Here is a 22576-nt window from a genome sequence, read left to right as displayed (position 1 = left end):
TCAGCGCGAGCCGGCGCCGTCCAGCGCCGCGCGGACGGCGTCGCGCACCGCCGAGCCGCCGTAGCCCTTGCGCATCAGGTACGCGGCCAGGCGGCGCTCCGCGACCTCGTGCGGCAACGAGCCGAGCCGGCGGGCGCGGTCGTCCGCGACCTGCTGCAGCCTGGTCGCCGCCTCGTCCTCGTCCTCCGCGTGCTCCGCGAGCACCGCGTCGACGACGGCCTGCGGCACGAGCCGCCCGCGCAGGGTCGAGCGGATGGCGGAGTCGCCGAGGCCCTTGCGCTCCCGCAGGCGGTCGACGAGCCGCTCCGCGAAGGCGTGGTCGTCGACCAGCCCGCTTCGCCGAAGACGCTCCAGCTCGGCCTCCACGTCGGCCTCCTCGAGGCCCTTGGCGACGAGCTTCGCCCGGATCTCGCCCTCGGACGCGTCGTGCCGGGTCAGCGCGGCCATCGCGACGTTCTCGGCCCGGCGCGAGCTCCGGGTCGGGACCGGCACCGGCTCGTCGGCGTCCACGTCGGGCACCGCCCAGGCCGGCTCCTCGTCCGATGCCGGCTCGACCGCGCCCCGGGATCCCACCGGGTCGGGCGCGCCGCCCGAGGCCGGATGGCCGGGGCCGGCCGCGCGGCGCCCGGCCCCGGTCGTGCTGCGGTCGCCGCCCGGGTCGCCCCACGGCCCCTGCAGCACCTCGCCCATCGTCAGGCGCCCACCTTGCGGGCGGCGGGCGCGCGGTTCGGCAGCGCCTCGACGGGCGCCGGAGCGCCGGTCGGGGCCTGCGCCTGCTGCTTGTGGGCGCCGACCCCGAGCTTCGTCAGGATCTTCGTCTCGATCTCGTTCGCGATGTCGACGTTCTTCGTGAGGAAGTCGCGGGCCTTCTCCTTGCCCTGCCCCAGCTGGTCGCCCTCGTACGTGTACCAGGCGCCCGACTTCTTCACGATGCCGTGCTCGACGCCGAAGTCGATCAGGCTGCCCTCGCGGCTGATGCCGATGCCGTAGAGGATGTCGAACTCCGCCTGCTTGAAGGGCGGCGCCATCTTGTTCTTGACGACCTTGACGCGCGTGCGGTTGCCGACCGCGTCCGTGCCGTCCTTCAGCGTCTCGATGCGGCGGATGTCCATCCGCACCGACGCGTAGAACTTCAGCGCCTTGCCGCCGGCGGTGGTCTCGGGGCTGCCGAAGAACACGCCGATCTTCTCGCGCAGCTGGTTGATGAAGATCGCGGTCGTCTTGGTCTGGTTCAGGCCACCGGTCAGCTTGCGCAGGGCCTGCGACATGAGCCGGGCCTGGAGGCCGACGTGGCTGTCGCCCATCTCGCCCTCGATCTCGGCCTTCGGCACGAGGGCCGCGACCGAGTCGATGACGATCAGGTCGATCGAGCCGGACCGGATCAGCATGTCCGCGATCTCGAGCGCCTGCTCGCCCGTGTCGGGCTGGGACACGAGCATCGCGTCGATGTCGACGCCGAGCTTCTTCGCGTACTCCGGGTCGAGCGCGTGCTCCGCGTCGATGAAGGCGGCGATGCCGCCGGCCTTCTGCGCGTTCGCGATGGCGTGCAGCGTCAGCGTCGTCTTGCCGGAGGACTCCGGGCCGTAGATCTCGACGATGCGGCCGCGGGGCAGACCGCCGACGCCGAGGGCGACGTCGAGGGCGATGGACCCGGTCGGGATGACCTCGACCGGCGCGCGCTCGTCGCTGCCGAGGCGCATGACCGAGCCCTTGCCGAACTGGCGGTCGATCTGGGCGAGCGCGGTCTCGAGGGCCTTCTCGCGGTCGGTGATGGATGGCATCAGTCAGGTTCTCCTCGTGTCGCGCGTCCGCTTCCGCGGCGCGTCATCGGCTGCCCATCGGCTGTCGTCCCGATGCGGTTCGACAGGGCTGGCGGCACTCCGCCCGTCTGGATCCGACTGTACGAAGGGGCTCCGACAGCGGTCCGCCGACGAAGCCCTCGCCGCCGGATCAGGACGAAGGAGCACCTGGGGAGGAGCGTACGTCGACTCGAACACGGGTTCGAGGCGACACGCCGGGGTGAATCACATCGGTGGGATTCTTCGACGAGAGTGTCGCCGAGCGCCGGCGCACTCGATGGTCTCGACAGGCTCGACCAGCGGGAGCGTCGGGAGGGGCGCGGCGCGAGCGACGGCGCGGGGTCAGCGGGTCGGGGCCGGGCGACCGCGTCCGTGCCAGCGCTCGCGCGGGACCCCGTTCGCGCGGCAGAGCGCGAGCCACACGTCACCGGCGGGCACGCCCGCGTCCAGCGCGTCGTCGGCCGTCCGGTCGCCCAGCTCGTCGACGACGAGCTCGCGCGTCAGCACGCGACCCTGGGGGCCGAACTCCTCGTCCACGGCCCGCCGGAACTCGCTCGCCCTCACGGGCGCCTCCTGCCAGTCAGTGCACCACCAGGTCACCGCGGCGCGACGCCGGACCGCGACCGAACCGCTCGTCGAAGTCCGCAGGCAGCGCGTCGGGCACCTCGATGCCCTCGAGGACCGCGAGCCGGTCGCCGACCTCGCGCATGATCACCGACACCGGGGTGTCGAGGGCGTCGGCCACCGAGGCGAGGATCTCGCTCGAGGCCTCCTTCTGCCCGCGCTCCACCTCGGACAGGTAGCCGAGGGCGACGGACGCCTTGCTCGCGACCTGACGGAGGGTGCGGCCCTTCTGCAACCGGAAGTCCCGCAGGACGTCCCCGAGCTCCTGTCGAACGAGAACCATCTCCCCCTCCTTCTGCCGAATCGATGACCACCACGCCGTGAGCGGACGGTCACTGTACCCGCTGGTGATACGGAGCCGACGCTACGCCCGGATGGCGACACCGCCGGCCCGCCGTGCTGGAGGTAACGGGATCGAAACGCGACCTATTCCGCGTGCAGGGCGTCGAGCAGCCCCCGCACGGCCAGCCCGACCGTCGCGGCGCGCACGGCCGCGCGATCCCCGCCGAGCCGCGCGCTGAGCGCGAAGAGGCCCTCCGGGGTCGCGATCCCGATGTGGACGGTCCCCGCGGGCCTGCCGTCCTGCGGCCCGGGCCCCGCGACGCCCGTCGTGGCGAGCCCGTACGCCGGCGGCTCGCCGCCCACCGCGAGCCTCGTGCGCACGCCCGCCGCCATCTGCCGCGCGACCTCCGGGTGCACCGGGCCCTCGGCCGCGAGCAGCTCCGGGTCGACCCCGAGCAGCGACGACTTCAGGGCGGTCTCATAGGCGACGACGCCCCCGAGGAGCACCGCCGAGGCGCCGGGCACGCGCACGAAGGCGTCCGTCAGCAGCCCGCCGGTGAGGGACTCGGCGACGGCGAGCCGCTGCCCCCGCGGCGCGAGCAGGGCGAGGACCGCCTCGGCGGTCACCGGGCGTTCAGCCGGCGGTCGTCGATCAGGTACTGCACCCCGGTGACGACCGTGACGAGGAAGGCGGCGGACATGAGGACCGCGTTCACCACGTCCACCCAGTCCCCGAGCAGCGCGGGGAAGGGCGCGAGCGCGAGCGTGATCGCGACCGACTGCAGCACCGTCTTCAGCTTCCCGCCCTTCGACGCGGGGATGACCCGCTTCGACAGCACCGCGAAGCGGTAGACCGTGATGCCGACCTCGCGCAGCAGGATGATCGCCGTCACCCACCAGGGCAGCTCGCCGGCCGCGGACAGGACGACGAGCGCGGCCCCGGTGATCGCCTTGTCGGCGATCGGGTCGAGGATCTTCCCGAGGTCGGTCACGAGGTTCCGGCTGCGCGCCAGGTGACCGTCGACGCTGTCCGTCGCGATCGTGACGACGAACAGCAGGGTCGCCCACCAGCGCAGCGCGACATCGTCGAGCCCTGCGAGGAACATCGCGACGAACACCGGCACGAGCAGGATCCGCACGATGCAGATCAGGTTCGGGGCGCTCCACGTGGAGACGGGCCCTTCGCCGGCGCGCAGGATCCTCGGCCTCACCGTCTCGGACATCGCGCCTCCCGGCTCCCGAGGGTACTCGCGGGCGGGCTGCGGGCCTCGACACCCGGTGCCCTCCCGAAGCGGGTCCGCCAGGATGGCCGGATGGTCTCCGCCTCCAGTCGTGCCCGCGGCAGCAGGACGCGCGCCCGGCTCGCCAGCGCGCGCGAGGCCCTGCAGGCCCGCCTCTGGCCGGTGCCGGCGCTGGCCGTGGTCGTCGCGGTCGCCCTCGGCGTCGCGCTCTCGCAGCTCGACCTCGCGATCGGCACCCACTTCCCGTCCCGGATGCGCACCTTCGTCTTCGACGGCGACGCGGACACGGCCCGCGCGGTCCTCGGCTCGATCATCGGCGCGCTCATCACCGCGACGTCGCTCACCTTCTCCCTCACGGTGGTCGCCTTCCAGCTGGCGAGCAGCCAGGCCTCGCCGCGGCTGCTGCGCACCTTCGCGCGCGACGGCTTCGTGCACGGCACGCTCGCGGTCTTCCTCGGCACCTTCGCGTACGCCCTGACCGTGCTGCGCGCCGTGCGGACCGACAACCTGGCCAGCATCGACTCGACCTTCGTGCCGAGGATCGCGATCAGCTTCGCCTTCGTGCTCGCCCTCGTCAGCGTGATCACGCTCGTGCTGTTCCTCGCGCACCTCGCCGCGCAGCTGCGCGTGGAGACGATGCTGAAGGAGGTGCACGAGGACACCGTCGAGGCGATCGAGGTCGTCGAGGGCGAGATCCGCGACGAGGAGTCCTCGCAGCAGCGCCTCGACCTGCCGGCGTGGGCGCCGGTCGTGCAGGCGACCCGCAGCGGGTTCATCAGCAGCGTCGACCGGGGCCGCCTGCTGCGCACGGCGGCGCGGCACGACCTGCGCGTCGAGGAGCTGCACGACGTGGGCGGCCACGTCATCGAGGGGCTGCCGCTGCTGCGGGTGCAGCCGGAGCCGTCGGAGGACGCCGCGTCGGACCTGGTGAAGGCCTACTCCGTCCGGTACGAGCGGACGAGCGCGCAGGACTACCTCTTCGGCGTCCAGCAGATGGTCGACATCGCCGCGAAGGCCCTCTCCCCCGGCGTGAACGACCCGACGACGGCGGTGCACGCCCTGGGGCACATCGCCTCGATCCTGGTCCGGCTGCGCGACATGCCGCCGACCCCGCCGTCCCTCGTCGACGCCGAGGGCGTCCCGCGCCTCGCCCCGCGCCGCGCCGACTACGCGTCCGCGGTCAGCGCGTCGCTGACGCAGATCCGCCGCTACGGCGCCGGGGACCTCGACACGGTCGTCCGCCTCCACCACCTGCTGCAGGAGGTCGCGACGGAGGCGCGCCCCGCGGAGGTCCGCGCGGCGATCACCGACGAGCTGCGGCTGCTGACCGCGAGCGTGGAGGCCGAGGACTACGCCGACGTCGAGCGGGACCGGTTCCGCGCGATGGCGCAGGAGGTGCGGCGACGGCTCGCGGCGTCGGGCGGCGCCTGACGGGCGCCACCCGTCCTCACTCGCGGTCCGTGAGCGACCAGGCGTCCTCCGAGTCCTCCCCCGGCGCGTCGTCGTCGAAGTAGTCGAGCGCGACCTTGCCGCCGCCCGCGCCGTTGCCCGGCATGCCGCGGATGGCGGCGAGCGTCTCCGGCAGCTGGTCGGCGGTGACGAGCACGTCGCGCGCCTTCGAGCCCTCCGACGGGCCGACGATCTTCCGCGACTCCATCAGGTCCATCAGGCGGCCGGCCTTGGCGAACCCGACCCGCAGCTTGCGCTGCAGCATCGACGTCGAGCCGAACTGGGTCGTCACGACCTGCTCGACGGCGGCGAGCAGCAGCTCGAGGTCGTCGCCGATGTCGCCGTCGATCTCCTTGGTCGGCACGACCTCCTCGACGTCCTCGCGGTAGTCGGGGCGGGCCTGGTTCTTGACGTGCTGCACGACGGCGGCGATCTCGGACTCGTTCACCCAGGCGCCCTGGATGCGCATCGGGTTCGCGGAGCCCATCGGCAGGAAGAGCCCGTCGCCCTGACCGAGCAGCTTGTCCGCGCCGACCTTGTCGAGGATGACCCGGCTGTCGGTCGACGAGCTGACCGCGAACGCGAGGCGGCTCGGCACGTTCGCCTTGATGAGGCCCGTGACCACGTCGACGGAGGGCCGCTGCGTCGCGAGCACCAGGTGGATGCCGGCGGCTCGGGCGAGCTGCGTGATGCGGACGATCGAGTCCTCGACGTCGCGCGGCGCGACCATCATCAGGTCGGCCAGCTCGTCGACGACCACCAGGAGGTACGGGTAGGCGGCGAGCTTGCGCTTCGACTCCGGCGGCAGCCGTATCTCCCCGGCGGCGACCGCCCGGTTGAAGTCGTCGATGTGGCGGAAGCCGAACGACGACAGGTCGTCGTACCGCATGTCCATCTCCTTCACGACCCACTGCAGCGCCTCGGCCGCCTTCTTCGGGTTCGTGATGATGGGCGTGATCAGGTGCGGGACGCCCTCGTACGCGGTGAGCTCGACGCGCTTGGGGTCGACCATCACCATGCGCACCTCGGAGGGCGTCGCGCGCATCAGCAGGCTCGTGATCATCGAGTTGACGAACGAGGACTTGCCCGCGCCGGTCGCGCCCGCGACGAGCAGGTGGGGCATCTTGGCGAGGTTCGCCACGACGTGCCCGCCCTCGACGTCCTTGCCGACGCCGATCGTCATCGGGTGCGGCGACTTGCGCGCCGCCGGGGACCGCAGGATGTCGCCGAGGCTGACGATCTCCTTGTCCTCGTTGGGGATCTCGACGCCGATGGCGCTCTTGCCGGGGATCGGCGAGAGGATGCGGACCTCGTTGGAGGCGACGGCGTACGAGAGGTTCTTCGCGAGCGCGGTGACCTTCTCCACCTTCACCCCGGGCCCGAGCTCGACCTCGTAGCGGGTGACGGTGGGGCCGCGCAGGTAGTCGGTCGCCCTCGCGTCGACCTTGAACTCGTCGAGCACGCCCTGCAGGGCCGCCTTGATCCGCTCGTTCGCCTCGCTCCTCGCCTTCGGCGGGGTGCCGGGCGCCAGCACGTGCTCCGGCGGCAGCCGGTAGGCACCGGCGGGGGCCTGGGCGCGGAAGCCCTGGTCCTCCTCCGGGGCGTCCTCGGGTGCGGCCGCCGGCGCCGCCTCGGCCGTCGGCGTCTCGACGGCGGCGGGAGCGGTGAACGCGGGCGAGGGCGCGGCTGCGGCTGCGGCCGGCGGCTGCGTCTTGCCCGCCATCAGCTCCTCGAGCGACAGGAACCCGAACTCGCCCTCCTCGCCCTCCTGGGGCTCCGCCGGCTCCGGCGCAGCAGGCGCCGGCGTCTCGGCGACGGGTCCCGAGACCAGCAGCGAGGAGAGCTCGCCGGGCGCGGGGGCGGGCGCTCCGGTGCGAGCGCTCTCGCCGATCAGCGGGGTGTCGTACGCCGGGTCCCCCTCCCGCGGCGGCTCCGGCTCGGCCTGCTCGAGGGCGCCGCGCTTGCCCATGACCCGTCGGACCATGCCGCGGATGCCGGACGCGCTGCGGTCCTCCACCTCGGTCTCCTCGAGGCCGAGCCCCGCGAGGTCGGCGCCGTGCAGGTCCTCCCCCACCGCGTCGGGAGCGGGCTCCTCGTCCTTCCGACCGCGCCTCCGCCTGGGCGCCGCGGGCTCGGGCTCGGGCGACGGCCCGGCGTCGAACAGGTAGCGGTAGCCGTCGCGCAGGCGCTGCGGCACGCGCGTCGGCGGGGTCTTCGTCAGCACGAAGGCGCTGAGCACGAGCAGGACGGCCGCGAGCGCGCCGGGGAGCGTCGTGCCGCCGCCGAGCAGCACGAGCGGGGCCGTGAAGAGCCAGCCGGCCACGCCGCCGCCGGCCGCGAGGGCCTCGACGCCCTGCGACGGCTGCGGCAGCCCGTTCACCAGCTGCGCGACCGCCGCGGCGCCCACGAGCAGCATCGCGGTGCCGATCCCGATCCGCCGGTTGTCGTGGACCGACGGCGGGTGCCGGAACAGCCAGAAGGCCAGCAGCGCCATGAGCACCGGCATGCCGACCGAGATCTGCCCGAAGAGCCCGCCGAAGGAGTAGAGGTGCAGGGCGTGGGCGATCGTGTTCGTCTGCAGGAACCACTCGACGGCGCCGCCCGCCACCGCGAGCAGCATCAGCAGGAAGGGCACGCCGTCGCGGCGCTGCTCCCGCTGCAGGGTCTCGGGCCCGAAGGTGCGGGCCGCGCCGCCCGCCACGTGCGCGAGCCCGAGGTAGGCCCGGGTGGCCATCGTGTCCTGCTGCGCCCCCGCCGGGTACGCCTTCGTGCGGTTCGCGGGCGTGCGCGCCCGCCCCGAGCCCGCCCGCGTGCGGGTCGTCGTGCCCGCGCTGCGAGCGGTCGTCGCGCGGGCCCCGCCCTTGCCGGAAGTCGCAGCCATGGCTCCAGGCTAGGCACGGCCCCCCGCCCGAGGGAGGAGGGGGACGCCCCCCGAACACGGGGGGCGTCCCGACGGTCAGGCCGTGACGGCGTCCTCGAGCAGGAAGGACGACGGCCGATCGATCTCGACGATGCGCCACACCCCGTGGGCGCGCTCGCCGGCCGGGCCGGTCGTGACGCAGTGCGAGCGCCCACCCGCCGTGAAGTCGTAATCGAGGAACGTGGCCGGCCACCCGGGCGAGGATGTCCCGCCGGGTCGCGTCCGCGAGCGCGTGGTAGATCCGGTCGATCTCCGCCTGCGTCGGCTCCACATCTTCAACCATCAGGTTGCAGATCAGGAGGAGATCCGGATCCGGGCAAGACCCGGACCCGGTCCCGGCCTCAGGCGCCGACGATCACCGGGACGATCATCGGGCGGCGTCGGTGCTTCGTGTTGACCCAGCGGCCGACGACGCGGCGCACGACCTGGCTGTACGCGTGCAGGTCCGTCGTGCCGTTGCCGCCGGCCTCGAGCAGGGCGGCGACGATCTGCGGCCGCACCTTCTCGAACACCTCGTCGTCCTCCGCGAAGCCGCGGGCGTGGATCTCCGGTCCGACGACCGCGCGTCCGCTCGCGGGGTCGATCGCCACGAAGATCGAGATGAAGCCCTCCTCCGCCAGCACGCGGCGGTCCTTCAGGTCCGCGTCGGTGATCGTGCCGACGCTCGAGCCGTCCACGTAGACGAAGCCGAGGTCGTACTGCCCGGCGACCCGGGCGACGCCGTCGACCAGGTCGACCGCCGTGCCGTTGTCGACGATCAGCACGCGATCCTCCGGGAGCCCGGTGTCCATCGCGATCTGCGCGTTCGCCTTCTGGTGCCGCGCCTCGCCGTGCACCGGCATCGCGTTCCTCGGCTTCAGGATGTTGTAGACGTACTGCAGCTCGCCGGCGGCCGCGTGGCCGGACACGTGGACCTTCGCGTTGCCCTTGTGCACCACGTTCGCGCCGAGCTTCGTCAGCCCGTTGATCACGCGGTACACCGCGTTCTCGTTGCCCGGGATCAGGCTCGAGGCGAGGATCACCGTGTCGCCCTCGCCGATCTCGATCGAGTGCTCGAGGTTCGCCATCCGGGACAGCACCGCCATCGGCTCGCCCTGGCTGCCCGTGGACATGTAGACGACCTCGTCGTCCGGCAGCTGCGCGGCCCGCTTCAGGTCGACGAGCACGTCGTCCGGCACCTGGAGGTAGCCGAGCTGCGACGCGATCCGCATGTTGCGGACCATGCTGCGGCCGAGGAGCGCGACCTTCCGCCCGTTGTTCGTCGCGGCGTCGAGCACCTGCTGCACGCGGTGGACGTGGCTCGAGAAGCTCGCGACGATCACCCGTCGGGGCGCCCGGCGGATCACGTCGTCGAGCACGGGGCCGATGGCCCGCTCGAGGGGCGTGAAGCCCGGCACGTCCGCGTTGGTCGAGTCGCAGAGGAAGAGGTCGACGCCCTGCTCCCCCAGCCGGGCGAAGGCGCGCAGGTCCGTCAGCCGGCCGTCGAGCGGCAGCTGGTCCATCTTGAAGTCGCCGGTGTGCAGCACCGTGCCCGCCGAGGTGCGGATGGCGACCGCGAGCGCGTCCGGGATCGAGTGGTTGACCGCGATGAACTCGAGCTCGAACGGGCCGAGACGCTCCAGCTGCCCTTCCTGCACCGTCAAGGTGTACGGCTTGATGCGGTGCTCGTCGAGCTTCGCCTCGATGAGCCCGAGCGTGAGCGCCGACCCGAGCACCGGGATGTCCTGCTTCAGCTTGAGCAGGTACGGCACCGCGCCGATGTGGTCCTCGTGGCCGTGCGTGAGCACGATGCCGAGCACGTCGTCGAGTCGGTCCCGGATCGGGGCGAAGTCCGGGAGGATCAGGTCGACACCCGGCTGGTCCGTCTCCGGGAACAGCACCCCGCAGTCGACGATCAGCAGCTTGCCGTCGATCTCGAACACGGTCATGTTGCGGCCGACCTCGCCGAGGCCGCCGAGGGGCACGACGCGGAGCACGCCCGCCTTCACCGGCGCCGGGTCCTGCAGCGTGCGGGTCATCGCGTGGTCCCCGCGACCTTGGGCAGCGCGCCGCCCGCGGCCGCGTTGCGGTCGGGGCGGAAGTTGCGGAAGTCCGCCCCCTCCACGCCGTGCACCAGCGCCAGCTCGTCCTCGATCACCGCGGCCTCCGCCTCCTCCGGCCCCACCAGGGGCAGCCGCACGCGGGGGCTGCCGATGCGGCCCAGCCCGTGCAGCACGTACTTCGCCGCGACCGTACCGGGCACCTGCGACATCACCGCCCGGACGAGCGGCTCGAGCAGGCGGTGCTGCGCCGTCGCAGCCGCCAGGTCGCCCGCGTTCACCGCGTCCACGATGCGCCGGTAGGGCGCGGCGGCGATGTTCGCCGTCACGCCGATCAGGCCCGACGCCCCGATGGACAGGTGCGGCAGGACGTTCGCGTCGTCGCCCGAGAAGTAGAGCAGGTCGGTCTGGTTCAGCACCCGGCTGACCTCGCTGAAGTCGCCCTTCGCGTCCTTCACGGCGACGATGTTCGGGTGCTTCGCGGCGCGCAGGATCGTCTCGTAGCGGATCGGCACCCCGGTCCGCCCGGGGATGTCGTAGAGGATCACTGGCAGGTCGGTGGCGTCCGCGACCATGCGGAAGTGGGTCAGCAGCCCCGCCTGCGTCGGCTTGTTGTAGTACGGCGTCACGATCATCACGCCGTCGCTCGCGTGCGCCGACTTCTTGTAGAGCTCGATGGCGTGCGCGGTCTCGTTCGAGCCGCCGCCCTGGATGATCTTCGCCCGGCCCGAGGCGACGTCGCGGGCGACCTCGACGAGCCGCAGCTTCTCCGGGTCGGTGAGCGTGCTGGTCTCGCCGGTGGTGCCGGACACGACGATGCCGTCGGCGCCCGCGCTGATCACCGAGTCGACGTGGCGCTCGACCGCCGGCCAGTCGACCTCGCCGTCGGCCGTGAACGGGGTCACCAGGGCGACGAGCACCTGGCCGAAGGGGTTCTCGGGCACGGTCCAGAACCCTACCGGGGCGCCTCCCCGGCCCACTCGCCGCTCGGACGGGCGGTCAGGGGGCGATGCGGCCGTTGCCGGTGAAGGCGGCGTGGGTCAGGGGCATCAGCCGCGCCCAGTGCGACTCCATCGCCTCGGCGACCAGCTCGATCTCCCGCTGCGGGAACGACGGCACCTTCGCGTCGGGGTGCTTCGTGCGCAGCGACAGGAAGTTCATGAGCGCGCGGGCGTTCATCGTCACGTACATCGACGAGTACAGGTTCAGCGGCAGCACGATGCGTGCCACCTCGCGCGCCACCCCGGCGTCGAGCATCGCGCGATATGCGTCGTAGGCGGCGACGGACTGCGCGCGCACCGCCTCGTCGACCAGCCCGTGCTGCTCGGGCGTGCCGGGCAGGAACTCGTAGGCGCCGGGCTTGCCGACCTGGACGAGGTTCCGGTCCGTGTCCGGGACGTAGAAGACCGGCTGCAGCTCGCGGTATCGGCCGGACTCCTCGTTGTAGGACGCGAGCCGGTGGCGCATGAACTCGCGGAACACGAAGATCGGCGCCTGCACGTAGAAGGTCATCGAGTTGTGCTCGAACGGCGACCCGTGGCGGTCGCGCATCAGGTAGTTGATCAGGCCGCGGTCGCGGCCCTGCGCCTCCGCCTGGGCGGTCTCGAGGGTCTGCTCCCCCTGCGTGGAGACGCGGGCGGCGAACAGCACGTCGGCGTCGCGCGCCGCGGCTCGGACGAGCTCGACGGTCATGGTGCTGCGGAACTCGGCGGTCACGGCGCCAGAGGCTAGCGGCCGCCACGGACACGACCCGTACCGTGGCGGGCGTGACGGTGACCGTGGTCGTGCTGGTGCTCGCCGCGGCCGTGGCGGCCGCGCTCGGATGGACGTGGCAGCGCGGGACGGGGACGGTCCGGCCCGGCACCCTCGAGCGGGTGGAGCCCGACCACGTCGCCCTGCCCGAGCAGGCGTTCGGTCGGGAGGCGACGATGCTGCTGTTCACGTCGCAGCAGGACGACCGCACCGCCCCGGTCCGCGCCGCGCTGGCGGACCTGCAGCGGCCGGGCGTCCGGATCGCCGAGGTCGACCTCACCGCCCGCGGCGACCTGGCCGGGCGCTACGCCGTCACCCGCACGCCGTCGGTGCTCGTGCTCGACGCCGACCGCAGGCTCCGCACGAGGGTGAAGGGGCCGGCGGAGCCCGCCGTGCTCCGCGACGCGCTGGAGCGGGCCCTGGACGGGCCTCCACGGCCGCGCGGATAGCCTGACCGCCATGGCGCAGAAGCGGATCCCGGTGCCCTCCGCGAAGCCCGCCCCTCGGCGCAGCGCGCCGCCCGTGACGCCGGTGCCGAAGCCGATCGTCCGGCGCCCCATCGACAAGGACTCGAAGCTGCGCGTCCTCGTCGCCGGCAGCAGCGGGCTGGTCGGCACCGAGCTGCGCCGCCAGCTGACGGCCGCCGGGCACACGGTGAGCCGGCTGGTGCGCCGGCCGCCGCGGAGCGAGCACGAGTTCAGCTGGGCGCCCGACGCCAAGATCCTCGACTTCCGGCTGCTCGAGAGCGTCGACGCGGTCGTGAACCTGGGCGGCGCGCCGCTCATGCACGTCCCGTGGACGCGCGGGTACAAGCAGCAGATCCTGCGCTCGCGGGTCAAGGCCACGCAGGCGCTCGTCGAGGCGATGGCGATGGCCGCCTCGCCGCCCCCGGTCTTCCTCTCCGGGTCGGCGGTCGGCTTCTACGGCGACCGGCCGGGTGAGACGCTGACCGAGGAGTCGCCGCGCGGCGACGGGTTCCTCGCCGAGGTCTGCGTCGCCTGGGAGGGCGCGGCGCGGCTCGCGCCGTCGCGCACCCGCACCGTGCTGCTGCGCACCGGCGTCGTGCTGGCGCCGGGCGGCGGCGCGATGCAGCCGCTGCTGCTCGCGACCCGCTTCGGGCTCGGCAGCACGATCGGGTCGGGCGCGCAGCACTGGCCCTGGATCTCCCTGCACGACGAGGCCGCGGCGATCGTGCACCTGCTGACGAGCGGGCTCGAGGGGCCGGTGAACCTCGTCGGCCCGACGCCGGCGACGAGCGAGGCGATCACGCGCCGTGCCGCGGCGGACCTGCACCGGCCGCACCTGCTGAAGCTGCCGGAGGCGGTCGTGTCGACCGTCGCCGGCGACCTGGGCCGCGAGCTGCTGCTGCCGGACCAGCGGGTGGTGCCCGCAGCGCTCGAGTCGGACGGCTTCGTGTTCCGCCACCGCACGAGCGACGAGGCGGTCGACGCCGCGGCCTGACCCCATCGGGGTCGGGCAGCCCCGCCGGTCGAGGTGCGGCGGAGGAGCTTCGAGCCCTCCCGTACCCGCCGGCGGGAGCGGTCTCGAGGCTCGCTGCGCTCGCACCTCGACCGACGGGCGGGCGCGCTCCGCAAGGAGGCGACGGTCAGGGGCGCTCCGCATGGACGCTGATCGCGCGGCGGACCGCGGCGCGCGCCCGGCGGCGATCCCCGGCCATGTCGTAGGCGAGGCCGAGCCGCAGCTGGGCGCGCCAGTCGTCGGGGGCGGCCTCCGCCTCCTCCGCCCAGCGCTCGAAGGCGCCGTCGGCCGCGGCGCGCTCCACGCGTCCGCTCGGGCGCCGGGGCAGGCCGTCCGCGGGCAGCGGGCCCTCCTCCGCCAGGCGTCGCGTGAGCCGGGTCGCCCGCAGCCCGAAGAGCAGCTCGCGCACCAGCAGGTAGAGGCCGATCACCGGCAGCACCAGCAGCGCGACGCCGATCGCGACGCCGATCGGCTCGCCGCTCGCGATGAAGGCGACGGCGCGCAGCACCACGACGCCGAGGTAGAGCAGCAGCGCCGCCGTCATGACGAGCGCACCGCCGAACGCCCTCACGGGGTCAGCAGCGGCTCGAGCCCGACGACCACGCCGGTGAGCCCGGGCAGGGCCCGGACGGCCAGCCGGACCCCGGCGGCGTACGCCTCGCGCGACTGCGTGCGGTGGGTGATCGTGAGCACCTCGCCCGGGGCGCCGAAGTGCACGTCCTGCGCCGCCAGGACGCCGTCGAGCCGCAGGGAGTGCACGGGCACGCTGCCCACCTGCTGCCCGCGCGCCCGCTGGTCCGTGTGCGGCGCCGCGACCGGCCCCACCCCGCTGCGGGCCGCCGCGATGCGCTCGGCGGTCGCGACCGCGGTGCCGGACGGCGAGTCCGCCTTGCCCGCGTGGTGCGCCTCGACGATCTCGATCGAGTCGAACCAGGTCGCGGCCTGCTCGGCGAAGCGCGCCGCGAGGACGGCGCCGAGCGAGAAGTTCGGCACGACGAGTGCCGCGGGCCCGCCCTCGCCGCGCTCCGCCCGCAGCGCGTCCAGGCGATCGGCGGACCAGCCGCTCGTGCCGACGAGCACGGGCAGGCTCGCGCGGCCGGCGGCGCGGACGACGTCGGGCGACACCTGGGGCAGCGTGACGTCGACGACGGCGTCGGCCTCCCCGAACGCGAGCGGGTCGCCCGAGCCGACGCGGTGGACGACCTCGGCGTCCGGCATCGCGGCGACGACCTCCTCGACGAGGCGCCCCATTCGTCCTCGGGCACCGACGACGGCGAGGCGGATCACGGTCGCCGATCGTACGGCCTCGCGTACCGTCGCCCCGTGCGGCTGATCGACACCCACCCGGACGACCCCGCCACCGCGGGGCTGCTCGACGCGTACTTCGCGGAACGCGCCGCCGGCTTCCCGGGCGGCGGGTACCGGGTCGCGCGGCCGGCCCCGGACGCCTTCCGGGCGCCGGGCGCCCTGATCCGTGCGGAGGACGTCGGGATCGTCGGCCTCCGCCCCCTCGATGCCGACGACGCCGGCGTGCGCATGGAGGTCAAGCACCTCTACGTCGCGCCGGCCGCGCGCGGCACGGGCCTCGGCCGCCTGCTGCTCGCCGCCGCGGTCGAGCGCGCGAGGGAGGCGGGCGCGGCGACGGTCGTGCTCGACACGAACCGGTCCCTCGAGGCCGCCGGCGGCCTCTACCGGTCCGTCGGCTTCCGGCCGGTGCCGCCGTACAACGACAACCCGAACGCGACCGACTGGTACGCGCTGCCGCTCGACTGACGGGTCCGCGCCGGTCAGATCGGCAGCGGCTCGACGAGGCCCGTGCGCAGCTCGACGGGGAGGTGCGCCAGGTCGTTGTGCGTCAGCAGCGTCACGGGGCGTCCGGAGCGCACCCGCAGCACGGTGAGGCCGCAGTGCGCCTGCGTGAGACCGAGCCAGCGCCAGGCGGGCGCGTCGAAGGCGAAGCGCACGAACTCCGCGATCACGAGGTTGTGGGTGATCAGCACGTCGTGCCGCTCCTGGCCGCCCGGGATGACGAACTCCGCCTCCGCGTCCGCCATCTGCGCCGAGCCGGCCTCGATCTCGGCCTCGGTGATCGACGCGAACCAGGCGCCGAACGCCTTCGGGGTGCCGTCGACGGGCCCCGAAGGGATGGTGTCGAACAGCAGCGCCGACGGCTTCGGGTGCACGGACGGCAGCAGCTCGGCGACGATGCCGGCCGTCTCGGTGGCGCTGACGCTCGGGGCGTGCCAGAGCGCGGTGATCGGCAGCCCGCCGAGTCGGCCCGCCAGCTGCTCCGCCTGTCGCCGGCCGCGCGGCGACAGCGGCCCGTCGGTCAGCCCGTGCTCCGCGTCCCGGTGCTCCCCGTGCCGGACGAGGTAGAGGTGCTGCGACATCGCCCTCGCAGCCTACCGGCCGGCGTCCGCAGCGCCGGAGCGCACAGGCGGTTGCTAGCGTGAGCGCTCCGGACCGCAGGAGGTGGGCGTGAGCGGGATCCCCGCCCGGCAGGCCTCCCCCGCGCGGCTGCGCCTGCAGGAGGTCGCGGACCGGCTCTTCACCGCCGACGGCATCGTCGCGACCGGCGTCGACCGACTGCTGTCCGAGGCGAAGGTCACGAAGGCGACCTTCTACAAGCAGTACGGGTCGAAGGACGCGCTGATCCTCGAGTACGTGGTCGGCCGGGACTCCGCCGCGCGGGAGGCGCTGCAGGCGCTGCAGGCGCACGCGTCCTCACCGGTCGAGGCGCTCCGGTCGCTGGTCGCCGCCGCTGCCGGCGACGCCGCGCGTCCCGGGTTCCGGGGCGACCCCTTCACCAACGCGGCGTCCGAGTTCACCGACCGCGCCCATCCCGTCCGCGTCGCCGTCGCCGAGCACCGGGACTGGTTCACGGGCTTCCTGGAGGACCGCTTCCGCGAGCTCGGGCACCCGCGACCGGGCGCCGCGGCCGACGAGTTCGTGCTGCTCCGCGACGGCGTCGTCAGCGGCGCGTACGCCGGCGACGCGGTCGCCGCGGTCAGCGCCTTCGAGCGCGCGGCGGAGCGCCTGATCGCGCAGCCGGGCTGAGCGTCAGGCGCTCGCGCGCTCGAGCGCCGCGGCCTCCGCCCGCGAGAGGTGCACGGACGCGGCGGCGCCGGCCGACCACACCTGCTCGACGGACGCCGCCGCGACGACCGGCGCGGCGACGTGCGGCCGGGTGAGCAGCCAGGCGAGGGCGACGGCCGACGGCGGCACCTCGCGCTCCGCCGCGACGGCCACGACCGCGTCGAGCACCTTCAGGCCGCGCCGGTTGACGAGCGGCTGCATCCGCTGCGCCCGCTCCGGGTGCAGCTCGCGCAGCCGCCGCAGGGCGGACCGCGTCGGCGCCTCCCCGGCGAGGAAGCCGCCCGCCAGCGGAGCCGTCGGCAGCAGGGCGAGCTGCTGCGCGTGCACCACCGCGGCGGTCTCGCCCTCGTGCGCGTCGCGACGCAGCAGGCTGTAGGGCGTGGCGAGGCCGGCCAGCCGGGGCAGGTCCCGCTGCCCGGCGAGCACCCGCGCGCGGATGAGCCGGGAGGCCCCGATCGGGCCCGCCACGAGGTGCCCCGCCCGCTCCTGCTCCACGAGCCCGGCCCCCGCGGTCAGGGTCTCCTCGAACGAGGTCCCCGCGGGCTCCCCGGCGAGCACGAGCAGGTCGAGCCGGTCCGTGCCGAGCCGGCGCAGCAGCCGCTCGACCGCGGCCGCCAGCTGCGGGGCGGCGAGACCGCCGGACCCGACCCGTCCGAGCAGCACGGTCGAGTCCCGCCGTCGTCGCGCCGCGAGCCAGGTGCCGACCGTCTGGGCGGCGACGCCGTCCGGGGCGTCGTCGACCACGAGCGCGTTGCCGCCGATCGCCGCGTAGGCGTCGAGCACCCGGTGCGCCCCGGTCCGGTCCGGCAGGCCGCCGAGCAGCCGGGTGTCGAGGACGACGGGGAAGACGGCGACCCCGGTGCCGGCGACCGGGCGCAGCCGGAAGGGCTGGGTGGGAGGGTCGAGCAGGGGTCTCGTCGCGGCGCTCGACATGGCGGCGAGCGACCGCTGGATCACCGAGAGCGCGGCTGCGACCGCGGGCTCCGGGTCGGCCGGCGTCTCCGGCGGCGCGAAGAGCAGCGGACGCGTCTCGTCGTCCGGTCGTCCCGCACCGCGGCGCGCGTCGTCGTGCATGGGCCCTCCCCCGGCGCGAGCGTAGGGCCGGGCCGGGCGGGGACGCGGCAGTCGCCGCGGCGGGTCAGGGTTCCGAGACCCGGTCCAGCCGCTCGACCTGCGACGGCGTCAGCTGCAGGGCCGCTCCCGGCAGCAGGTCGGCGAGCGCGCGGGCGCTCGGCACCCGCACCACGGGCGCGACGACCATCGGCTTCGTCAGCAGCCAGGCGAGGGCGACGCGGCCGACGTGCTGCCCGACCTCGGCGCCGATCTCGTCGAGCACGCCCAGCACGGCCGAGCCGCGCCGGTTCACGTACTGCAGCGCCCCCTGGAACATCGGCGACGCCGGCCTGTCGTGGCGGGACCGGAAGTCGCCGCGCAGGTAGCCGTTCGCGAGCGGGATGCGGGCGAGCACGCCGAGGTCCGCGGCCAGCGCGATCGGCGCGACCTCCTCCTCGTAGTGCCGGCGCTCGAGCAGGTTGTACTCGGCGAGCAGCAGCTGGACGCCCGGGACCTCGAGACGGCGCGCGACCTTGACCGCCTCGCGGAGGCCGGCCGCCGAGAACCCGGAGGCGCTCAGGTGGCCGATCCGCCCCTGCGCCTGCAGCTCGGCCGCCGCGGTCAGGGTCTCCTCGATCGGCGTCGACGGGTCCTCGCCGTCGAGGCCGAGGACGTCGATGCGGTCGAGCTGCAGGCGCTCGAGCGAGTCGGTCACCCCGCGGCGGAGCGAGCGGGCCGACAGGCCGAGCGCGTCGGGGTGGCGGCCGACCTTCGTCGCGATCACGAGCCGGTCGCGGTGCTCGTGGCGGGAGAGCCACGAGCCGATCATGACCTCGCTGCGCCCGCCGGCGTAGTGCGCGGCGGTGCTGATCAGATCGCCGCCCGCGGCGTAGAAGAGGTCGAGCACGTCGGCGGTGGTCTTGGCATCGTTCGCCCAGCCGAAGACGCTGGCGTCGAGTGCGATCGGGTACACCGCCATGCCGGTGGAGCCGACTCGTCGCGAGACGGGACCGGACGCTGGGATCACCCGATCAGCCTCCTTGCAGCACGACGACCTGACAACGACCAGTATCTCACGTTCGAAGACACTGCGAACATGATTGACGAAGGCCCCCTCCTCGTGCGAGGAGGGGGCCTTCGTCAGGAGCGATCAGACGGTCGCCGGCTCCTCGACCACGGGCGCGAGCGACAGCTTGCCGCGGTCGTCCACCTTCGTGATCTCGACCTGGACCTTCTGGCCGACCGACAGCACGTCGTCCACGTTCTCGACCCGCTTGCCGCCGGCGAGCTTGCGGACCTCGCTGATGTGCAGCAGGCCGTCCTTGCCGGGCAGCAGGCTCACGAACGCGCCGAACGCGGCGATCTTGACGACGGTGCCGAGGAACCGCTCGCCGATCTCCGGGTTGTGCGGGTTCGCGATCGCGTTCACCGCGGCGCGCGCAGCCTCCGCGCTCGGGCCGTCGACGGCGCCGATGTAGACGGTGCCGTCCTCCTCGATCGAGATGTCGGCGCCGGTGTCGTCCTGGATCCCGTTGATAGTCTTGCCCTTCGGGCCGATCAGCTCGCCGATCTTGTCGACCGGGATCTGCACGCTGATGACGCGCGGCGCGGTCGGCGCCATCTCGTCGGGCGTGTCGATCGCCTGGTTGAGGACGTTCAGGATCGTGAGGCGGGCCTCCTTGGCCTGCTGCAGCGCCCCGTCCAGCACGCTGGAGGGGATCCCGTCGAGCTTGGTGTCGAGCTGGATCGCCGTGACGAACTCGCTCGTGCCGGCGACCTTGAAGTCCATGTCGCCGAGCGCGTCCTCCGCGCCCAGGATGTCGGTGAGGGTCGCGTACTGCGTGTCCCCGTCGACGGTGTCGGACACGAGGCCCATCGCGATGCCCGCCACCGGCGCCTTCAGCGGCACGCCCGCGTTCAGCAGCGACAGCGTGGAGGCGCAGACCGAGCCCATCGAGGTCGAACCGTTCGACCCGAGGGCCTCGGAGACCTGACGGATCGCGTAGGGGAAGTCCTCGCGGGCCGGCAGCACCGGCACGAGCGCGCGCTCGGCGAGGAAGCCGTGCCCGATCTCGCGGCGCTTCGGGCTGCCCACGCGGCCCGTCTCACCGGTCGAGTAGGGCGGGAAGTTGTAGTGGTGCAGGTACCGCTTCTTCGTGACGGGCGACAGCGAGTCGATCTGCTGCTCCATCTTCAGCATGTTCAGCGTGGTCACGCCGAGGATCTGCGTCTCGCCGCGCTGGAAGATCGCGGAGCCGTGCACGCGCGGGATGACCGCGACCTCGGCGTCGAGCGGGCGGATGTCCTTCAGCCCGCGGCCGTCGATGCGGACGCCGTCGGACAGGATCCGGCCGCGCACGACCTTCTTCGTGACCGACTTGTACGCGGCGGAGAACTCCGTCAGCGCCGCGACCGGCAGCTCGTCCGCGTCGACCTTCGCCGACACGGCCTCGCGGGCGCGCGCCTTCAGGGCGTCGTCCGCGTCCTGGCGCTCCTGCTTGTCGGCGATCTGGTAGACGCCGCGCAGCTCGTCGAGCGCGGCGGCCTCGACCGCGGCGTAGGTCTCGTCCGAGTAGGGCAGGAAGACCGGGTAGTCGCGGGTCTCCTTCGCCGCCTGGCGGGCGAGGTCGGCCTGCGCCTCGACCAGGGTCTTGAGGAACGGCTTCGCGGCCTCGAGGCCCTGCGCGACGACCTCCTCGCTCGGCTTCTGCGCGCCGGCGCGGATCTTCTCGAACGCGGTCTCCGTCGCCTCCGCCTCGACCATCATGATCGCGACGTCGCCGGACTCGGTGACCCGGCCCGCGACCGTCAGGTCGAAGACGGCGTCCTGCAGCTGCTCGAACGTCGGGAAGGCGACCCACTGGCCGTCGATGAGGGCGAGGCGCACGCCGCCGATCGGGCCGGAGAACGGCACGCCGGACAGCTGGCTCGACGCGGACGCGGCGTTGATCGCGAGCGCGTCGTAGAACTCGCCCGGGGCGATCGACAGCACGGTGATGACGATCTGCACCTCGTTGCGGAGGCCGGTGATGAAGGACGGGCGCAGCGGCCGGTCGATCAGGCGGCAGACGAGGATCGCCTCCGTCGAGGGCCGGCCCTCGCGGCGGAAGAACGAGCCGGGGATCTTCCCCGCGGCGTAGGAGCGCTCCTCGACGTCGACCGTCAGGGGGAAGAAGTCGAACTGCTCCTTGGGGTGCTTGCCGATGCTGGTCGCGGACAGCAGCATCGTGTCCTCGTCGAGGTACGCGGCGACGCTGCCCTGCGCCTGCTGGGCGAGCCGGCCCGCCTCGAAGCGGATGGTGCGGGTGCCGAAGCGGCCGTTGTCGATGACGGCCTCGGCGGACTTGATCTCAGGACCTTCCAAGAGGTTCCCGTTCCTTTCCATGTGGGAAGGAGCAGACGGGATCGGCTCGGGGAGGAGCACAGCGAGCCGCGAGTCGTCGCGGCCCCTGGTCATCGGGAGAAGAGCACGGGACCTGCCTGGCCCCGGAGTCCACCACCAACGACCAGCTCCCAGCCGGTCTGCTCCGTCGTCCGCGAACTCGCGGACGCCCCATGGTACCAGTCGGGCCGCGCACGGCCCGGGCGCCCCCGCCGCGGGCACCCGACCCCGGCGGACCGGGACGTCGTCAGGCGGCGCGGCGCGCCATCCTCGGGCCGGCGACCACCGCCAGCACGAGCATCACCGCGCTGAAGACGACCAGCACCGGCACCGCCGGGGCGATGACGAGTGCGGCCCCGACGAGCAGCACCGGCACCGTGAGCCCGACGTAGGCGATGAGGAAGACCGCCGCGAGCACCGAGCCCCGCTCCCCCGGTTCGACGAGCCCGGACGCCGTCGCGAGGGCGCCGCGGAAGAGCAGCCCGACGCCGAAGCCCGCCAGCAGCGCGCCGCCGGCGAAGAGCGGCAGCGCGGCGACGACCGCGCCGGTCGCGAGGCCCGCGAGCCCCGCGGCCATCGCCGCGGTCGCGACGACGAGCTGCACGCGCATCGCGACCCGGGTCAGGAAGACCTGACCGACCGCCGCGACCGCGAGGGTGCCGAACGGCACGAGACCGGCGTCGATCCGGCTCGTCGCGTGGAACTCGCCCGCCACGAACGTCGGCGACAGCGCGGTGACGAGGCCGAAGACGGCGAAGCCCGCGAAGGCGCCGGCGCCGGCGGCCCAGAACGCCCCGCGTCCCTCCTCCGGCACGCGCAGGCGCTGCGGGTGCCAGCGCCAGGGCCGTGCCGGGACGGTCTCCGGCACGAGCAGCAGGGCGATCGCCGCGAGCACGAGGGCGGCGCCGCCGACGACGTAGGGCACCACCAGCGGCAGCGGCACGAGCTGGGCGAGCAGGCCCGCCGCGAGCGGGCCGACGCCGAGCCCGCCGATGTTCGCCAGGGTCGCGACGGACGCCGGCGTCGCCCCGCCGCGTCCGGCCCGGTGCCACAGCTCGCCGAGGTGAGCGGTCGCCGCCGCCGTCAGCGCCCCGACGCCGAGGCCGGTGAGCAGCCGGGCGACGAGCAGGCCCGGCACCCCGGGCCAGACGATGAAGACGACCGCGGCCGCGATCTCGAGCACCACCGCCGCGATCGCGGGCGGCCGGCGTCCGATCCGGTCGGAGACGTGACCGACGAGGTACAGGCTGACGGCGACGCCGACGGCGTAGGCCGCGAACACGACCGTGATCACCCAGGTCGGGAAGCCGTCGCGCTGCTGGTAGAGCGCGTAGAGCGGCGTCGGCACGGTCGTGAAGGCCATCGCGGCGAGGAAGGCGGCGGCCACCGCCCAGAACGCGGGCAGCGGCGGCAGGCGGCGCGCGGGTCGGGTCACCGTCCGATGCTGCCTGACGTCCCGC

Annotated in this window: 22 protein-coding genes; 5 read left to right on the top strand and 17 right to left on the bottom strand. The window is 73.9% G+C overall.

Annotated elements, in window-relative coordinates; translation table 11 throughout:
• From ACFSBI_RS08130 to pgsA, 6 genes are all read right to left on the bottom strand, one after another.
• Complete coding sequence (locus tag ACFSBI_RS08130; RefSeq protein ID WP_377933812.1) at positions 1-690, bottom strand: regulatory protein RecX; 690 nt, start codon at positions 688-690, stop codon at positions 1-3.
• A gap of 2 nt (positions 691-692) precedes the next feature.
• Positions 693-1781: a recombinase RecA gene (gene recA, locus ACFSBI_RS08125; protein WP_377933810.1), complete on the bottom strand. Its 1089-nt coding sequence runs from the start codon at positions 1779-1781 to the stop codon at positions 693-695.
• A 360-nt stretch (positions 1782-2141) separates the two neighbouring features.
• Positions 2142-2363: a DUF3046 domain-containing protein gene (locus ACFSBI_RS08120; protein ID WP_377933808.1), complete on the bottom strand. Its 222-nt coding sequence runs from the start codon at positions 2361-2363 to the stop codon at positions 2142-2144.
• Positions 2364-2379: 16 nt separating this feature from the next.
• Positions 2380-2706, bottom strand: a complete 327-nt coding sequence (locus ACFSBI_RS08115; protein ID WP_377933806.1) for a helix-turn-helix domain-containing protein — start codon at positions 2704-2706, stop codon at positions 2380-2382.
• A 143-nt stretch (positions 2707-2849) separates the two neighbouring features.
• Entirely contained in the window at positions 2850-3332 is a 483-nt protein-coding gene (locus tag ACFSBI_RS08110; protein ID WP_377933804.1) for a CinA family protein, read from the bottom strand.
• A complete protein-coding gene (gene pgsA / locus ACFSBI_RS08105) occupies positions 3329-3928 on the bottom strand; it encodes a CDP-diacylglycerol--glycerol-3-phosphate 3-phosphatidyltransferase (RefSeq protein ID WP_377933802.1) in 600 nt (199 codons plus the stop codon). Before pgsA ends, ACFSBI_RS08110 begins: the two co-directional genes overlap by 4 nt.
• 90 nt (positions 3929-4018) lie before the next feature.
• Here pgsA and ACFSBI_RS08100 point away from each other — a divergent pair, with 90 nt between their 5' ends.
• Entirely contained in the window at positions 4019-5377 is a 1359-nt protein-coding gene (locus ACFSBI_RS08100) for a DUF2254 domain-containing protein (RefSeq protein WP_377933800.1), read from the top strand.
• 16 nt (positions 5378-5393) lie between these two features.
• On the opposite strand, the gene ACFSBI_RS08095 is transcribed toward ACFSBI_RS08100, so the two are convergent.
• The 4 genes from ACFSBI_RS08095 to thyX form a co-directional block, all read right to left on the bottom strand.
• Positions 5394-8276: a DNA translocase FtsK gene (locus tag ACFSBI_RS08095; protein ID WP_377933798.1), complete on the bottom strand. Its 2883-nt coding sequence runs from the start codon at positions 8274-8276 to the stop codon at positions 5394-5396.
• Positions 8277-8656: 380 nt separating this feature from the next.
• Entirely contained in the window at positions 8657-10333 is a 1677-nt protein-coding gene (locus tag ACFSBI_RS08090) for a ribonuclease J (protein ID WP_377933796.1), read from the bottom strand.
• Positions 10330-11298 carry a 4-hydroxy-tetrahydrodipicolinate synthase gene (dapA, locus tag ACFSBI_RS08085; protein ID WP_377933795.1) on the bottom strand — a complete coding sequence of 323 codons (969 nt, stop codon included), beginning with the start codon at positions 11296-11298 and terminating at the stop codon, positions 10330-10332. Before dapA ends, ACFSBI_RS08090 begins: the two co-directional genes overlap by 4 nt.
• Before the next feature lie 55 nt (positions 11299-11353).
• Positions 11354-12046, bottom strand: coding sequence for an FAD-dependent thymidylate synthase (gene thyX, locus ACFSBI_RS08080; protein ID WP_377933909.1), 693 nt, complete (start codon positions 12044-12046; stop codon positions 11354-11356).
• 74 nt (positions 12047-12120) lie between these two features.
• Here thyX and ACFSBI_RS08075 point away from each other — a divergent pair, with 74 nt between their 5' ends.
• Positions 12121-12555 (top strand): thioredoxin domain-containing protein, encoded by a 435-nt coding sequence (locus ACFSBI_RS08075; protein ID WP_377933793.1) that lies wholly within the window; start codon positions 12121-12123, stop codon positions 12553-12555.
• A gap of 10 nt (positions 12556-12565) precedes the next feature.
• Positions 12566-13567 carry a TIGR01777 family oxidoreductase gene (locus ACFSBI_RS08070; protein ID WP_377933791.1) on the top strand — a complete coding sequence of 334 codons (1002 nt, stop codon included), beginning with the start codon at positions 12566-12568 and terminating at the stop codon, positions 13565-13567.
• Positions 13568-13712: 145 nt separating this feature from the next.
• Here the strand turns inward: ACFSBI_RS08070 and ACFSBI_RS08065 are convergent, their stop codons facing one another.
• Positions 13713-14156 (bottom strand): hypothetical protein, encoded by a 444-nt coding sequence (locus ACFSBI_RS08065; protein WP_377933789.1) that lies wholly within the window; start codon positions 14154-14156, stop codon positions 13713-13715.
• Positions 14153-14872, bottom strand: a complete 720-nt coding sequence (gene dapB / locus ACFSBI_RS08060; protein ID WP_377933787.1) for a 4-hydroxy-tetrahydrodipicolinate reductase — start codon at positions 14870-14872, stop codon at positions 14153-14155. The genes ACFSBI_RS08065 and dapB overlap by 4 nt, the downstream gene beginning before the upstream one ends.
• Positions 14873-14908: 36 nt before the next feature.
• Between dapB and ACFSBI_RS08055 the strand changes: the two genes are divergently transcribed.
• Positions 14909-15358, top strand: a complete 450-nt coding sequence (locus tag ACFSBI_RS08055) for a GNAT family N-acetyltransferase (protein WP_377933785.1) — start codon at positions 14909-14911, stop codon at positions 15356-15358.
• Positions 15359-15372: 14 nt separating this feature from the next.
• On the opposite strand, the gene ACFSBI_RS08050 is transcribed toward ACFSBI_RS08055, so the two are convergent.
• Positions 15373-15975 carry a histidine phosphatase family protein gene (locus ACFSBI_RS08050; RefSeq protein ID WP_377933783.1) on the bottom strand — a complete coding sequence of 201 codons (603 nt, stop codon included), beginning with the start codon at positions 15973-15975 and terminating at the stop codon, positions 15373-15375.
• A gap of 88 nt (positions 15976-16063) precedes the next feature.
• Between ACFSBI_RS08050 and ACFSBI_RS08045 the strand changes: the two genes are divergently transcribed.
• Complete coding sequence (locus ACFSBI_RS08045) at positions 16064-16642, top strand: TetR/AcrR family transcriptional regulator (RefSeq protein ID WP_377933781.1); 579 nt, start codon at positions 16064-16066, stop codon at positions 16640-16642.
• A 3-nt stretch (positions 16643-16645) separates the two neighbouring features.
• Here the strand turns inward: ACFSBI_RS08045 and ACFSBI_RS08040 are convergent, their stop codons facing one another.
• The 4 genes from ACFSBI_RS08040 to ACFSBI_RS08025 form a co-directional block, all read right to left on the bottom strand.
• Positions 16646-17755 (bottom strand): aldo/keto reductase, encoded by a 1110-nt coding sequence (locus ACFSBI_RS08040; protein WP_377933780.1) that lies wholly within the window; start codon positions 17753-17755, stop codon positions 16646-16648.
• Between the two features lie 64 nt (positions 17756-17819).
• Positions 17820-18713 carry an aldo/keto reductase gene (locus ACFSBI_RS08035; RefSeq protein ID WP_377933778.1) on the bottom strand — a complete coding sequence of 298 codons (894 nt, stop codon included), beginning with the start codon at positions 18711-18713 and terminating at the stop codon, positions 17820-17822.
• A gap of 171 nt (positions 18714-18884) precedes the next feature.
• Positions 18885-21098, bottom strand: a complete 2214-nt coding sequence (locus ACFSBI_RS08030) for a polyribonucleotide nucleotidyltransferase (protein WP_377933907.1) — start codon at positions 21096-21098, stop codon at positions 18885-18887.
• Between the two features lie 265 nt (positions 21099-21363).
• Positions 21364-22551: an MFS transporter gene (locus ACFSBI_RS08025; RefSeq protein WP_377933776.1), complete on the bottom strand. Its 1188-nt coding sequence runs from the start codon at positions 22549-22551 to the stop codon at positions 21364-21366.
• Positions 22552-22576: the final 25 nt, after the last annotated feature.

The sequence above is a fragment of the Amnibacterium endophyticum genome (genome assembly GCF_042680685.1).
Classification (GTDB): Bacteria; Actinomycetota; Actinomycetes; order Actinomycetales; family Microbacteriaceae; genus Amnibacterium; species Amnibacterium endophyticum.
Note: the sequence above shows the minus strand (reverse complement) of the source record. Positions and strands in the feature narration are given on the sequence as shown.